Origin of the sequence: Kurthia populi (genome assembly GCF_042686175.1) — a bacterium.
GTDB classification, from domain to species: Bacteria; Bacillota; Bacilli; order Bacillales_A; family Planococcaceae; genus Kurthia; species Kurthia populi.
In genome coordinates, this window is the sequence record NZ_JBHUOR010000102.1 from 1 (window position 1) to 14,823 (window position 14,823).

General features: G+C 41.9%; 13 protein-coding genes. All 13 read left to right on the plus strand.

The features are described from left to right. Window positions 1-231: 231 nt before the first annotated feature. The 13 genes from lspA to ACFSY7_RS11780 all read left to right on the plus strand — a co-directional run bounded on the left by lspA (window position 232) and on the right by ACFSY7_RS11780 (window position 14,497). Window positions 232-708 carry a signal peptidase II gene (gene lspA / locus ACFSY7_RS11720; protein WP_380147968.1) on the plus strand — a complete coding sequence of 159 codons (477 nt, stop codon included), beginning with the start codon at window positions 232-234 and terminating at the stop codon, window positions 706-708. 4 nt (window positions 709-712) lie between these two features. After that, window positions 713-1,630: an RluA family pseudouridine synthase gene (locus ACFSY7_RS11725; protein WP_380147969.1), complete on the plus strand. Its 918-nt coding sequence runs from the start codon at window positions 713-715 to the stop codon at window positions 1,628-1,630. Window positions 1,631-1,860: 230 nt separating this feature from the next. Next, window positions 1,861-2,400 (plus strand): bifunctional pyr operon transcriptional regulator/uracil phosphoribosyltransferase PyrR, encoded by a 540-nt coding sequence (pyrR, locus tag ACFSY7_RS11730; RefSeq protein ID WP_020189380.1) that lies wholly within the window; start codon window positions 1,861-1,863, stop codon window positions 2,398-2,400. 28 nt (window positions 2,401-2,428) lie between these two features. After that, entirely contained in the window at window positions 2,429-3,793 is a 1,365-nt protein-coding gene (locus ACFSY7_RS11735; RefSeq protein ID WP_020189381.1) for a uracil-xanthine permease family protein, read from the plus strand. A gap of 177 nt (window positions 3,794-3,970) precedes the next feature. Next, complete coding sequence (locus tag ACFSY7_RS11740; protein ID WP_126990795.1) at window positions 3,971-4,852, plus strand: aspartate carbamoyltransferase catalytic subunit; 882 nt, start codon at window positions 3,971-3,973, stop codon at window positions 4,850-4,852. Beyond that, window positions 4,852-6,129, plus strand: a complete 1,278-nt coding sequence (locus tag ACFSY7_RS11745) for a dihydroorotase (RefSeq protein WP_020189383.1) — start codon at window positions 4,852-4,854, stop codon at window positions 6,127-6,129. Before ACFSY7_RS11740 ends, ACFSY7_RS11745 begins: the two co-directional genes overlap by 1 nt. After that, a complete protein-coding gene (locus ACFSY7_RS11750; RefSeq protein WP_380147970.1) occupies window positions 6,129-7,232 on the plus strand; it encodes a carbamoyl phosphate synthase small subunit in 1,104 nt (367 codons plus the stop codon). The genes ACFSY7_RS11745 and ACFSY7_RS11750 overlap by 1 nt, the downstream gene beginning before the upstream one ends. Beyond that, entirely contained in the window at window positions 7,225-10,428 is a 3,204-nt protein-coding gene (gene carB / locus ACFSY7_RS11755; protein WP_020189385.1) for a carbamoyl-phosphate synthase large subunit, read from the plus strand. The genes ACFSY7_RS11750 and carB overlap by 8 nt, the downstream gene beginning before the upstream one ends. Then, the gene (locus ACFSY7_RS11760; RefSeq protein ID WP_020189386.1) at window positions 10,428-11,195 is read left to right on the plus strand and encodes a dihydroorotate dehydrogenase electron transfer subunit; all 768 of its coding nucleotides are present in this window, start codon (window positions 10,428-10,430) and stop codon (window positions 11,193-11,195) included. Before carB ends, ACFSY7_RS11760 begins: the two co-directional genes overlap by 1 nt. After that, window positions 11,192-12,103, plus strand: coding sequence for a dihydroorotate dehydrogenase (locus tag ACFSY7_RS11765; RefSeq protein WP_380147971.1), 912 nt, complete (start codon window positions 11,192-11,194; stop codon window positions 12,101-12,103). The genes ACFSY7_RS11760 and ACFSY7_RS11765 overlap by 4 nt, the downstream gene beginning before the upstream one ends. A 2-nt stretch (window positions 12,104-12,105) precedes the next feature. Beyond that, complete coding sequence (pyrF, locus tag ACFSY7_RS11770) at window positions 12,106-12,813, plus strand: orotidine-5'-phosphate decarboxylase (RefSeq protein WP_380147972.1); 708 nt, start codon at window positions 12,106-12,108, stop codon at window positions 12,811-12,813. A gap of 2 nt (window positions 12,814-12,815) precedes the next feature. Next, window positions 12,816-13,448 carry an orotate phosphoribosyltransferase gene (pyrE, locus tag ACFSY7_RS11775; RefSeq protein ID WP_020189389.1) on the plus strand — a complete coding sequence of 211 codons (633 nt, stop codon included), beginning with the start codon at window positions 12,816-12,818 and terminating at the stop codon, window positions 13,446-13,448. A 146-nt stretch (window positions 13,449-13,594) separates the two neighbouring features. Next, on the plus strand, window positions 13,595-14,497 hold the full coding sequence (locus ACFSY7_RS11780; protein ID WP_126990791.1) for a VOC family protein: 903 nt from the start codon (window positions 13,595-13,597) through the stop codon (window positions 14,495-14,497). Window positions 14,498-14,823 lie beyond the last annotated feature (326 nt).

Here is a 14,823-nt window from a genome sequence, read left to right on the forward strand (position 1 = left end):
GCACTTTCATTGATCAACAATCGACCAAGAAAGTGCCTCAACTGGAATACCACACAGGATGCATTTGAATGTGAAGTGGTGCAGTTAATTTGACAATCTATCTTACAAAAAAGAATCGTACATTGTACGGTTCTTTTTTTATGCTTATGGAATTCGCTAATCGTTCAATTTGTTCTCGTATCAATATGTGGTAAAATAGGTTAGATTCATGGAAAACGGAGGATACGTCACGTGTTTAAATATTATTTAATTGCACTCTTTGTCATTATTGTTGACCAGCTGACGAAATGGGGCATTGTGAAAAACATGACAGAGGGCCAAGAAATCGTTGTTTGGGACCCTATTTTTTCACTTTACTCACATCGTAACCAAGGCGCAGCATGGGGTATGATGCAAGGCAAAATAGGTTTATTTACAATCATTACGGTGGTTGTGATTATCGCGATCATTTATTACTTCCACAAAGAAGGAAAAGGCAAGCCGCTATTTGCGACGAGCCTAATGCTGCTTCTAGGCGGCGCAATTGGGAACTTCATCGACCGCTTAATGCGCGGCGAAGTAGTGGACTTTGCAAGCTTTTGGATTCCAGTAATCGACTACGATTTCCCAATCTTTAATATTGCAGATATGGCGCTAACATTTGGCGTAATTTTAATGATTATTTATGTATTATTTTTTGAAGGAAAACAAGGAAAGGTGAAGAAATAATTTTATGACTGAAAATTTTATAGTACAAGCAGATACTGCCGGAAACCGCATTGATAAAGCAATAGCATCGATGCAAGAAAAGTGGTCTCGTACACAAGTTCAAAACTTTGTTGAAGAGGGACATTTACTCGTTAACGGAGAAAAAGTAAAAAAAACATATAAAGTAAAAGAGCATGACCATATTAGCGTGGATGAGCCAGAAGCTGAACCACTTGAAATCATCGCAGAAGATTTAGCGTTAGAAATCGTTTATGAAGATGAAGATGTTTTAGTTGTTAACAAACCAAAAGGTATGGTTGTACACCCAGCACCAGGCCATGCAACAGGCACATTAGTAAATGGTTTAATGCATCACTGTAACGACCTATCAGGCATTAATGGTGTCATGCGCCCTGGTATCGTTCACCGTATCGATAAAGATACATCGGGTCTATTAATGGTCGCTAAAAATGATATGGCGCATGAAAAACTTGTTCAACAACTTGTTGATAAAACAGTAACACGTCGCTACACAGCACTTGTACATGGTCATATTCCACATGACAAAGGAACAATCGATGCACCAATCGGTCGTGACCAAAAAAATCGTCAAAGACAAGCCGTTGTCGATAACGGTAAGCACGCTGTGACACACTTCCAAGTAACAGGCCGCTTTGGTGTAGATTACACAGTAATTGAATGCCGTCTTGAAACAGGCCGTACACACCAAATTCGTGTGCATATGAACTATATTGGCTATCCACTTGTTGGAGATCCAAAATACGGACCGAAGAAAACAATGGATATTGGTGGCCAAGCACTACATGCGGGCGTTTTAGGTTTTGTGCACCCACGCACAAATGAGTACTTAGAGTTCTCTGCACCAATACCTGCTGATTTTGAAGCGTTATTAGCTCGTTTAGGCAGCGAATACGAAAATTAACAAATAGGCTGTTGACACTTTAAGTCATGAAGGTCTATAATTGTGTCAGTGAAAATCTTAATATTCACCTTTTAAAGACAGTCCAGAGAGGCTGAGAAGGGATGCGAAGAATGTGGGATTACTGCGTCGAGTTATGCAGTTTATTTGACATATCTATCAGTATACCTATACAACCTCTTGGGCCTTATGCTCAAGAGTTTTTTTTATTGAAAGAAAGGAGGCAGTTCCAGTTGACAAAGAAGGCCGACATTTTAGATGAAGCAGCGATGAACAGAGCGCTAACTCGTATCGCACATGAAATTATCGAACGCAACGAAGGAATCGATAACGTCATTTTAGTAGGAATTAAAACGCGCGGTGCATACTTAGCGAAGCGCCTGTCACAAAAAATCAATACGATTGAGAAAAAGGAAATTCGTGCAGGAGAGTTAGACATTTCTCTGTACCGCGATGATCTTTCAACAAAAACATTGAATGGTGAAGCGACAGTACAGCAGGTCGATATTACACACGATTTGACAAACCAAACCGTCGTACTAGTTGATGATGTACTGTACACAGGTCGTACAGTTCGCGCAGGAATGGATGCGGTTATGGATATTGGACGTCCGTCACAAATTCAACTAGCCGTACTAGTTGACCGAGGCCACCGCGAGTTACCAATTCGCGCGGACTTCGTAGGGAAAAACATCCCGACGGCAAGCCACGAACGCGTCGTTGTCCACATGGTAGAAGTAGACGACGAAGATTTAGTAGCAATTTACGAGTAGGTAGAAGCAAAGAAGGAAGTTGAAAGATATGTCAAATCAAACTGTTTTAGATATCAATGACAAACCAAAAGGCAGTCAATTAATTACATTAAGTTTACAACATATGTTCGCAATGTTTGGATCAACGATTTTAGTGCCAACATTGACAGGATTATCACCAGCTATCGCCCTTTTAACGAGTGGTGTCGCAACATTGTTCTTCTTATTAATAACACGTTTTCAAGTACCTGCATATTTAGGTTCATCATTTGCCTTTATTGCTCCTATCTTAGTAGCAACGAAAGCTGCGGGTGGCCCTGGTGGAGCAATGATTGGCGCAATGGCAGTCGGGATCGTATACGGGATTGTGTCGCTATTAATCTGGAAAACAGGTTATAAATGGATTTTACGCATTTTACCGCCAATCGTCGTAGCCCCTGTTATTATGGTTATCGGCTTAGCGTTAGCGGGCACAGCAGTTGACATGGCAATGAATGAAACACTAGATAACGGCACGAAAGTATATCATGCATCGTACTTTGTTATCGCACTCATTACACTAGCAGCAGCGATTATCGTCAACAACTTTGTAAAAGGTGTTGTCAGCACGATGCCAATCTTAATCGGCTTGATTGTCGGCTATATTGCGGCCCTTATTTCAGACCAAATTGCAGGTACAAGTTTTATTAACTTCACTGCAGTAACAGAAGCAGCGTGGATTGCTTCACCAGACTTCTTAATTCCTGGTATAGATTATGACTTCAAGGTAACGTCGACGTTGCTACTTGCAATGGTACCAATCGTCATCGTGACAATCTCAGAGCATATTGGACACCAACTTGTTTTAGGGAAAGTCGTACACCGCAATTTCATTAAAAGTCCAGGGCTTCACCGTTCATTACTAGGTGATGGCTTCGGTACACTAATTTCATCTCTAATCGGTGGTCCACCAAAAACAACGTACGGTGAAAATATCGGCGTACTTGTTTTAACACGCGTCTTCAGCGTATGGGTAATCGGTGGTGCAGCAGTGTTTGCCGTCTTACTGTCCTTCTCAGGAAAGCTAATGGCTTTAGTAAGTACAATTCCAACACCAGTGCTTGGGGGCGTATCGATCTTACTATTCGGTATCATCGCATCAAGCGGGCTACGCATGCTAGTCGAAAACAAAATTGATTTCGACCACAGTCGTAACCTTGTGATTGCATCAGTTATTCTAATCTTAGGTATCGGCGGCGGTAAGCTCTTATGGGAAAACGCATTCGGTATTAAAGGATATGACTTTGCAATCGAAGGTATGGCACTAGCGGCAATCGTCGGTGTCCTACTAAACATCATCTTACCGGGTAAAGCGCAGCCAGACCTTGAGCTGTTAGCAGACGAAAAAAAAGAACAACAACTTAATAAGAATTAAACAGCATTACCTTTTAAGGGTTGCCCAGAGAGGCACAGAAGGGTCAATATTACAGCTAAGAGGGGCGTACTCGCATACCTCTACTGTAATATCCTTCCTCCGCCTCCTTAAAATAACTAAGGAGGCTTTTTTATTAAAATCTCGACTGTGAGCGAGAATAAATTTGGAGGCACTATGATGAAAAATTTACTGTCAATTGAAGAAGTATCTAACGAAGAAATCTATGCGATTTTAAAAAGAGCCGCAGCGTTTGAAGCAGGCGAGCCCACACAACTAGAACAAGACTACTTAGTTGCAAACCTATTTTTTGAACCAAGTACACGTACGAAAACAAGCTTTGAAACGGCTGAGCGCAAAGTTGGCGCTACAGTCATTCCCTTTGAAGCAGGATTTTCAAGTACATTAAAAGGCGAAACACTGTATGACACAGTGAAAACGTTAGAGATGATCGGCATGGACGCAGTAGTCATTCGCCATAAAGATGATGCCTACTACAAGGAATTACTAGAAGGCATCAACGTCTCCGTAATCAATGCAGGTGACGGTGCAGGCCAGCATCCGTCACAATGTCTACTCGATTTATTCACAATTTTCAAAGAGTTCGGCAAATTCGAAGGATTAAATGTTACAATCGTGGGGGATGTGTCCCATAGCCGCGTTGCAAAATCAAACGCATCCGCACTACAAAGACTTGGCGCAAACGTTCACTTTGTTTGCCCGAAAGAATGGCAAGGCGACTACAGCGAGGCACGTCACGATTGGGATGAGTTACTACATACAAGTGATGTCGTCATGTTACTTCGCGTTCAACATGAACGTGATGCCGCATACGACGGTTTTACAACAGAAGGATATCACGCACAATTCGGCTTAACGAAAGAACGTGAACAGCAAATGAAAGATGGCGCCATCATCATGCACCCGGCACCAGTGAATCGCGGAGTAGAAATTGACTCCGATCTCGTTGAGTGTGACCGCTCGCGAATCTTCGAGCAAGTACGCAACGGCGTATTCGTTCGCATGGCTATCGTAGAAACGATCTTAAAGGGGAGAAACTAATGTCAAAATTAATCACAAACATCCAGTTAGTAGATGCAGCAGGGAACTTATCAGCAGGTGAAATTTTAATCGACAATGATGGTAACATCGCAGAAGTTGCGGCAAAAGTATCACAAGCAGCAGACGAAACAATCGATGGTAAAGGCTGCATGGCCTCGCCGGGTTTTGTTGACGTCCATGTTCACCTTCGTGAGCCAGGCTTTGAACATAAAGAAACAATTGAAACAGGAACAGCATCTGCTGCAAAAGGTGGGTTCACAACCATTTGCGCAATGCCAAACACAAAGCCAGTTCCAGACTCAGTTGAAAACTTACAATTAATTAATCGTCTTATCGAGAAAAGCGCTAAAATCCGTGTGCTACCGTACGGTTCACTAACAGTCGCCCAATCAGGTGACGCACGTACAAGCATTAAAGATTTAAAAGACAATGGCGCAGTTGCCTTCTCTGATGACGGTGTCGGCGTACAATTAGCTTCAACAATGTACGAGCAAATGAAAGATGCAGCGGAGCTTGGGGTAGCGGTCGTTGCACACTGTGAAGATAATTCACTTATCTACGACGGTGTTATGCACGAAGGGAAACGTAATCACGAACTAGGCTTGCCTGGGATTCCATCAATTTGTGAATCTGTTCAAATCGCACGTGACGTACTACTTGCTGAAGCAGCTGGTGCACATTATCATGTCTGCCACGTTTCAACAAAAGAATCGGTACGCGCCGTACGCGATGCGAAAAAAGCAGGCATTCGTGTAACTGCTGAAGTTTGTCCACACCATCTAATTTTAGAGGAAATGGACATCCCTTCAGATGATGCAAACTGGAAAATGAATCCACCATTACGTGCGAAGGATGACTGGGAAGCATTACATGAAGGGTTACTTGATGGCACAATCGACTGTATCGCAACGGATCATGCACCACATACGCATGATGAAAAATGCTGCGGTATGGTTGGCGCACCATTCGGCATTGTCGGTTTTGAAACAGCGTTCCCATTACTGTATACACAATTTGTGAAAACAGGAAAATGGACACTGCGCCAACTAATTGATTGGATGACGGTTAAACCGGCACAACTATTCAAATTGCCATACGGTACATTAAATGTCGGCGAATCTGCAGACATCGTACTGATTGACTTAGATAATGAACAAGCAGTCGACGTTGAGAATTTTGAATCAAAAGGGAAAAACACACCATTCAATGGCTGGAAAGCGTATGGATGGCCACAAAAAACAATCTACAATGGTGAGATCGTATGGGAGGAAGCATAATGACAACAAGAAAACTCATTTTAGAAACAGGGGAAGTATTTGAAGGGCAAGCATTTGGTAGTGACAAAGGTTCGGACGGTGAAGTCGTATTCACAACGGGGATGACAGGATATCAAGAAACATTATCTGATCCATCTTTCTGCGGACAAATCGTAACAATGACCTACCCACTAATTGGTAACTACGGGATGAACCGTGATGATTTCGAAACGATTTCACCAGCAATTAAAGGGTTCGTCGTACATGAACTAGCAAAAACACCATCAAACTTCCGTAACGAAGGCACAGTGGATGAATACTTCAAAATGAAAGACATTCCAGGGATTGAAGGCATCGACACACGTAAACTAACACGCCTTATTCGTAACGAAGGTTCTGTTAAAGGATACTTAACAGCGACAAATGAAGACGTCAATGTAGAAGAAGTTGTGGCACGCTTACAAGGCACAATTTTCCCAACAAACCAAGTAGAACAAGTTTCAACAAAAAGCGCATATCCATCTCCAGGACGTGGCAAACGCGTTGTACTAATGGACTTCGGTATGAAGCACGGGATTTTACGCGAATTAAATAAACGTAACTGTGATGTAGTCGTTGTCCCTTACAACACAACCGCAGAAGAAGTGCTAGCTTACCACCCAGATGGCATCATGCTATCAAACGGACCTGGGGATCCACTTGATGTACCAGAAGCAATTGAAACGATTAAAACTTTAATCGGAAAAGTGCCACTATTCGGTATTTGCTTAGGTCACCAACTATTCGCATTAGCAAGTGGTGCACAAACATTTAAATTGAAATTCGGTCACCGCGGTGCGAACCACCCAGTAAAAGACTTACGTACAGGTCGTACAGAATTAACATCTCAAAATCATGGTTACGCAGTAGATATGGATTCACTTGCTGCAACAGACCTAGAAGTAACACATGTTGCTTTAAATGACAGCACATGTGAAGGACTACGCCACAAAACAGCAGCAGCCTTCACGGTACAATATCACCCAGAAGCATCACCTGGTCCGGAAGATCCGAACCATCTATTCGACGAATTTATCGAGTTAATGAATAACAATACTAGAGAGGAGCAACAACAACATGCCTAAACGCCAAGATATCAAATCCATTTTAGTAATCGGTTCTGGTCCAATCATCATCGGTCAAGCCGCAGAATTCGACTACGCAGGTACACAAGCCTGCCTTTCACTTAAAGAGGAAGGGTACCGCGTTATTCTTATTAACTCAAACCCAGCAACAATCATGACAGATACACAAATCGCTGACAAAGTATACATCGAGCCAATCAGCCTTGAGTTCGTATCACGTATTATCCGTAAAGAACGCCCAGACGCGATTTTACCAACTCTAGGTGGTCAAACAGGTTTAAATATGGCAATCGAGCTTCATAACTCAGGTATTTTAGATGAGCTAAATGTAGAAATCTTAGGTACAAAATTAGATGCTATTAACCAAGCAGAGGACCGTGATTTATTCCGTAACTTAATGTACGAACTAGATGTCCCAACACCAGAATCAGAAATCGTACACACAGTAGAAGAAGCAGAAGAATTCGTAAAAAAAATCGGTTATCCAATTATCGTACGTCCAGCCTTTACACTAGGCGGTACAGGCGGTGGTATTTGTGAAAATGACCAAGACCTTCACGAAATCGTTGCATCTGGCTTAAAATACTCTCCAGTAACACAATGTTTAGTTGAAAAATCAATCGCTGGCTACAAAGAGGTTGAGTACGAAGTAATGCGTGACTCAAAAGACAATGCCATCGTTGTTTGTAACATGGAGAACGTTGACCCAGTCGGCATTCACACAGGTGACTCAATCGTTGTAGCACCATCACAAACATTATCTGACCGCGAATACCACATGCTACGTAACGTATCATTAAAAATCATCCGTGCACTAGGCATCGAAGGTGGCTGTAACGTACAGCTAGCACTTGACCCAGACAGCTTCAACTACTACATCATTGAAGTAAACCCACGTGTATCACGTTCATCAGCACTTGCATCAAAAGCAACGGGTTACCCAATCGCGAAGCTTGCAGCAAAAATTGCTGTTGGCCTAACACTTGATGAAATGATCAACCCTGTAACAGGTAAAACATACGCTTGCTTCGAGCCAGCACTTGACTACATTGTTGCAAAAATCCCACGCTGGCCATTTGATAAATTCGAAGGTGCAAAACGTAACCTTGGTACACAAATGAAAGCAACTGGTGAAGTAATGGCTATCGGTCGTAACTTTGAAGAAGCGATGCTAAAAGCCGTACGTTCATTAGAAACAGGTCACAAGCATCTTGAAATGAAGCACGCGGAAGATCTTTCAGATGAATGGATTAAAAAACGTGTCACAAAAGCGGGCGATGAACGTTTATTCTTCCTAGGTGAAGCATTACGTCGCGGCGTAACAATCGAAGAAATCCATGAATGGTCAAAAATTGACTTATTCTTCTTAAATAAATTCAAAAACATCATCGATTACGAAACAACATTAAAAGACAATGTTCAAGACGTTGAAGTATTACGTCATGCGAAGAAAATTGGTTTCGCCGATGAAACAATCGGTAAACTATGGGGCATGAGTGAAAGCGATGTATACGACTTCCGTAAAGCAAATGGCATCATCCCAGTGTACAAAATGGTTGATACTTGTGCAGCAGAATTCGAATCAGAAACACCGTACTTCTATGGCACATACGAAGATGAAAATGAGTCAATCAAAACAGATCGTGAATCAGTGATCGTATTAGGCTCTGGTCCAATTCGTATCGGTCAAGGGGTTGAGTTTGACTATGCGACAGTACACTCAGTATGGGCAATCCAAGAAGCAGGTTACGAAGCAATCATCATCAACTCAAACCCAGAAACGGTATCGACTGACTTCTCAATCTCAGATAAATTATACTTCGAGCCATTAACAATCGAAGACGTGATGCACATTATCGATTTAGAGCAACCAAAAGGTGTGGTTGTCCAATTCGGTGGTCAAACAGCCATCAACTTAGCAGATAAATTAGAAGCACGTGGCGTAAAAATTCTAGGTACCTCACTAGACTCAATCGACCGTGCAGAATCTCGTGACCGTTTCGAAGAAGCACTTCACGAATTAAATATTCCACAACCACTTGGTAAAACAGCAACAAACACAGAAGACGCGGTGAAAATTGCGGAATCAATCGGTTACCCAGTGCTTGTACGTCCTTCATATGTACTTGGTGGACGCGCAATGCAAATTGTTTATAGCACAGACGAAATCAAACACTATATGGAAACTGCAGTTGAAGCATCACCAGAGCACCCAGTATTAATCGACCGCTACTTAACTGGTAAAGAAATCGAAGTAGATGCAATTTGTGATGGTACAAATGTATGTATCCCAGGGATCATGGAACATATTGAACGTGCAGGGGTTCACTCAGGTGACTCAATCGCGGTTTACCCACCACAAAACTTATCTCAAAAACATATTGATACATTAGTGGATTACACAACACGCCTAGCATTAGGTCTTGGTATTAAAGGATTAATGAACATCCAATACGTTATCTCAAATGATGAAGTGTATGTAATTGAAGTAAACCCACGTGCATCACGTACCGTACCATTCTTAAGTAAAATTACAAATATCCCAATGGCCAATGTAGCAACAAAAGCCATCCTTGGTACATCAATCGTTGACCAAGGGTATCCAACAGGATTAGCACCAATCCAAGAAGGTGTCTTCGTTAAAGTACCAGTATTCAGCTTCGCGAAACTACGTCGTGTCGATACAACATTAGGACCTGAAATGAAATCAACTGGTGAAGTAATGGGTAAAGATGCAACGCTTGAAAAAGCACTTTACAAAGGCTTCGTTGCAGCAGGTACAAAAATCGAAGATCACGGTTCAGTATTAATGACTGTAGCAGACAAAGATAAAGCAGAAGCAACAGAGCTTGCAAAACGTTTTGTAGAAATCGGCTACTCAATCTTCGCAACACCAGGAACAGCGAAAGCATTAGCACAAGCAGGAATTCAAACAACAATCGTTGATAAAATCGGCTCAAATGGCCCAACATTACTTGATGTCATCCAAAAAGGTGAAGCACAGCTAATCATCAACACGCTTACAAAAGGTCAACAACCAGCGCGTGATGGTTTCCGTATCCGTCGTGAAGCGGTAGAGAACGGTATCGCTTGCTTAACTTCACTTGATACAGCAGATGCAATTTTAAAAGTTATCGAATCAATGACATTCACAGCAATGCCAATGCCAAAAGCTCAAGTAGAGGTGCGCATCTAATGATCCAACAAGAAAAAATGAAAGTAGTGCGTCAACAGCAAGTCGCGGATAGTATTTTCGAGATTACGCTAGAAGGCCAGCTTACAGACCAAATGCAAGAACCCGGACAATTCGTTCACTTACGCGTTGCGGATAGTTATGAACCTAGCTTACGCCGTCCGATTTCCATTGCGAATATCGATCACGACAACAAGCAGTTTACGATGCTTTATCGTGCTGGCGGACGTGGTACGGACGTTCTTTCTAAAAAACAAGTGGGAGACGTTGTCGATGTACTAGGTCCTCTAGGACATGGTTTCCCAGTTGAGGAAACCCAACCAGGCGAAACAGCGCTATTAGTAGGTGGTGGTATTGGTGTACCGCCCCTATATGAGCTATCAAAACGCTTAAATGAACGCGGTGTGAAAACCATTCATGTGTTAGGGTTCCGTGGAGCTAAAGATGTTTTCTACGAAGATGAATTCAATCAATTAGGTGAAACATATATCGTGACAGAAGATGGCTCAAGTGGTCATCAAGGCTTTGTTACAACATTAATTAATGAAAAAAATCCAGCGTTTGATACGTTCTACACATGCGGGCCAACGCCGATGTTACGAGCAGTAGATCAAGCATTCCCAGGTAAAAAAGGGTTCTTATCATTTGAAGAACGTATGGGTTGCGGAATCGGGGCTTGCTACGCTTGCGTATGCGATACAACGGACGGTGGCTATAAAAAAGTATGTTCAGATGGCCCTGTATTCGCGAAAGGAGTCGTAGCACTGTGAACCGCTTAGAAATCACATTACCAGGAGTAACATTAAAGAATCCAATTATGCCTGCATCAGGTTGCTTCGGCTTCGGCCAAGAATATGCGCAGCTTTATGATCTATCAAAGCTAGGTGCAATTATGATTAAAGCTACAACAGCAGAACAACGTCGCGGTAATCCAACGCCACGTGTTGCAGAAACGGCTGCGGGCATGTTAAATGCAATCGGTCTTCAAAACCCTGGTCTAGAGCATGTGCTTGCGCATGAGCTACCATGGCTTGAAAAATACGATGTACCAATTATTGCCAATGTTGCGGGTTCTGAAACAGAGGATTATGTGCAAGTCGCACGTGAAATTAGTAAGGCACCAAATGTGTATGCACTTGAGCTAAACATTTCGTGTCCAAACGTGAAATGCGGCGGCATTCAGTTCGGTACAGACCCAGCTGTTGCAGAAGCACTCGTACGCGCTGTAAAAGAAGCAGCAGGTGTGCCAGTTTACGTGAAATTATCACCAAATGTGACGAGCATTGTCGATATGGCAAAAGCTGTTGAACGCGGTGGTGCGGATGCCATTACGATGATTAATACATTAGTAGGTATGCGTTTAGATCAACGTACAGGGAAGCCAGTTATCGCAAATGGTACAGGCGGTCTGTCAGGCCCGAGTATTAAACCAGTAGCCATTCGTATGGTCTATGAAGTATATAAAGCAGTCAATATTCCGATTATCGGTATGGGTGGGGTATCAACAGTAGAGGATGTCATCGACTTCTTATCTGCAGGTGCTTCAGCAGTAGCAGTAGGAACAGCAAACTTTGTTGAGCCATTCATTTGCCCAAACCTAATCGACGCACTACCACAAAAATTAGACGAACTTGGCGTTGAAAACGTCCAAGACTTAATCGGAAGGAGCCATCGCTAACGATGAACACAAAGCCAATTATTGCACTTGATTTTCCAACACCTGAAGATGTAACAACCTTTTTATCTCAATTTGATGAGCCACTATTTGTAAAGGTAGGCATGGAGCTTTATTTACAAAATGGGCCATCCATTATTCGTGCCATCAAAGCATTAGGTCACGACATTTTCTTAGATTTAAAACTGCATGATATTCCAAATACGGTGAAATCAGCAATGAAAGGCTTAGCGAAGCTAGATATTGATTTAGTAAATGTTCACGCAGCAGGCGGCTCGCTGATGATGAAAGCAGCGCTAGAAGGACTGATTGAAGGAACACCAGAAGGCAAAGAACGTCCCGCATTAATTGCTGTTACGCAATTAACTTCGACTTCTGAAGAGCAAATGAACAATGAACAAAAAATCCCTGGAGCCATTTTTGAATCCGTCGTCCATTATGCGAAACTCGCAAAAGATGCGGGATTAGATGGTGTTGTCTGTTCGGTTCTTGAAGCGAAAATGATTGAAGAAGCATGCGGTAAAGCCTTTTTGAAAGTAACACCTGGTATTCGCTTAGCAGGGGGTGCGACACATGATCAAAAACGTGTTGCAACGCCGCAAGTAGCGCGCGCAGAAGGCTCAACACAAATCGTTGTAGGCCGCGCGATTACAAAGGCACAAAATCCAGTAGAAGCGTATCATACAGTAGCACAATTATGGGAGGGCAATTAAAGATGGCAATTCAACACGATGTAGCAAAAGGTATGTTAGAAGTAGGCGCAGTAGAGTTAAGTCCAAATGATTTATTCACATGGGCATCAGGTATTAAATCACCCATTTACTGTGACACACGTCTAACGATTTCATTTCCAAAAGTGCGTAAAGTAATCGCACAAGGCTTAGCAGACTTAATCAACGAAAAATTCCCAGGCACTGAGCTTGTAGCAGGCACAGCGACAGCAGGCATTCCACATGCTGCATGGGTAGCGGAGATTTTAGACTTAGCAATGGTATATGTTCGTTCAAAACCAAAAGACCATGGCCGTGGTAAACAAACGGAAGGGAAATTCCAAGCGGGTGCTAAAACAGTTGTGATTGAAGACATCGTTTCAACAGGTGGCTCTTCAATCAATGCAGTAGAAGCATTAAATCGTGAAGGGGCTGATGTACTAGGCGTTGTCTCTGTGTACTCATACTTATTACCAGCTGCACTTGAAAACTTTGAAAAAGCAGGCGTGCCATATTATAGCCTGTCTAATTTCGAAGCATTAATTGAAGCAGCAAAAGAAACAGGTGCAATCGAAGAAGCAGATATCCCAGGGTTACTAAGCTGGTACGAAGACTTAAAAGCAGGTAACTTAAAATAATTGCGACATATATGTAGATAAATTTATCTGAATAGAAAAGAGGAATTGCATATGATTGCGATTCCTCTTTTTCGTGCGAAACTTGCATCGCTTGTTAAAATATGATAAAACTTAGTTGTTAACTAGGAATTTGTGAGGGATTAAATATGACAACATTTGAAATCGATTCAAATCTTAAAATTGATAACGTAGTATTAAAAGTAATAGACTTAGAGCGACAAACTGCTTTTTATGAGCAAGTTGTCGGTTTATATGTAGTCAAAAAAAGCGCAACAACCGCTAGCTTCTCAGCAGCAAAAGGAGCTCCGGCTTTCTTTACATTACAAAAAACAGCAGAAAAATTGCAGCCAGCTCTGTCAACAGGCTTATTCCACACCGCTTTTTTATTACCAACGAGAGCTGCGTTTGCGACAAAATTCTTTGAGATTTTACGCAATAAAGAAACGGTGGATAGTCCACGCGAACAAGAAAATCGTTTCCCGCATTTTGAACGTATTATTCCCATTGCAAAATTGGATAGTGCAAGTGACCACGGCTATAGCGAAGCCTTTTATTTATCAGATATTGAAGGCAACGGCATCGAAATTTACGCAGACCGTCCACGCGAGGAATGGGCTACACGTCCAGGTGGCAGTAACCCGCTAGATTTTAAAGAATTAGCGCAGCTTGCAGATTTTGATACGGATGGTAAGCTACCCGCAGATACAATTATCGGACATGTGCATTTACGCGTAAACCAACTCGCAGAAACGCTAGCTTTTTACCATGATGTATTAGGCTTTGAAAAGCAAGAAGTATATGATGATGTATTTTTCGTAGGTGCGGGTGGCTATCATCACCATATCGCTGGGAATACATGGTCTGGTGATAATCCAGCACAACCATTAGAACGTCATAATGGCTTAAAAGAGGTACATATTAAATTGTCATCTAGTGAAGCCTATGAAGCATTGAAAAATCATGTGAAGCAGCAAATTCCATTCCAAGATTTAGATGATACATTTATTGTAACGGATCCAAGTGGTAATCGAATTGTTATCAAGCAGTAGCTACAGTACATTTCACTAAGGCTCTAAAGTAATGATTTTTATTTTTAGTCTAGATAACTGTAGATTCTTGTAGGAATTTGGCATTCTTATCATTTAAAAAGTAATAAATAAAAATAAGGAATATATGTTTTGTAATATTTTATTGGGGAAAAATGACAATTGAAGGTGGTGATTTTGATTAGAAAAGGGAGATCACTCATCATTTCTTTGTCTATAAAAATGAGGCTGGGACATAAGTGAAAATTCCAGCCTTTAATAGAGAAGGTGATGTCGAATTTGACATCACCTTCTCTATTTTTATGTATAAATTGGGAATTACCATTCCC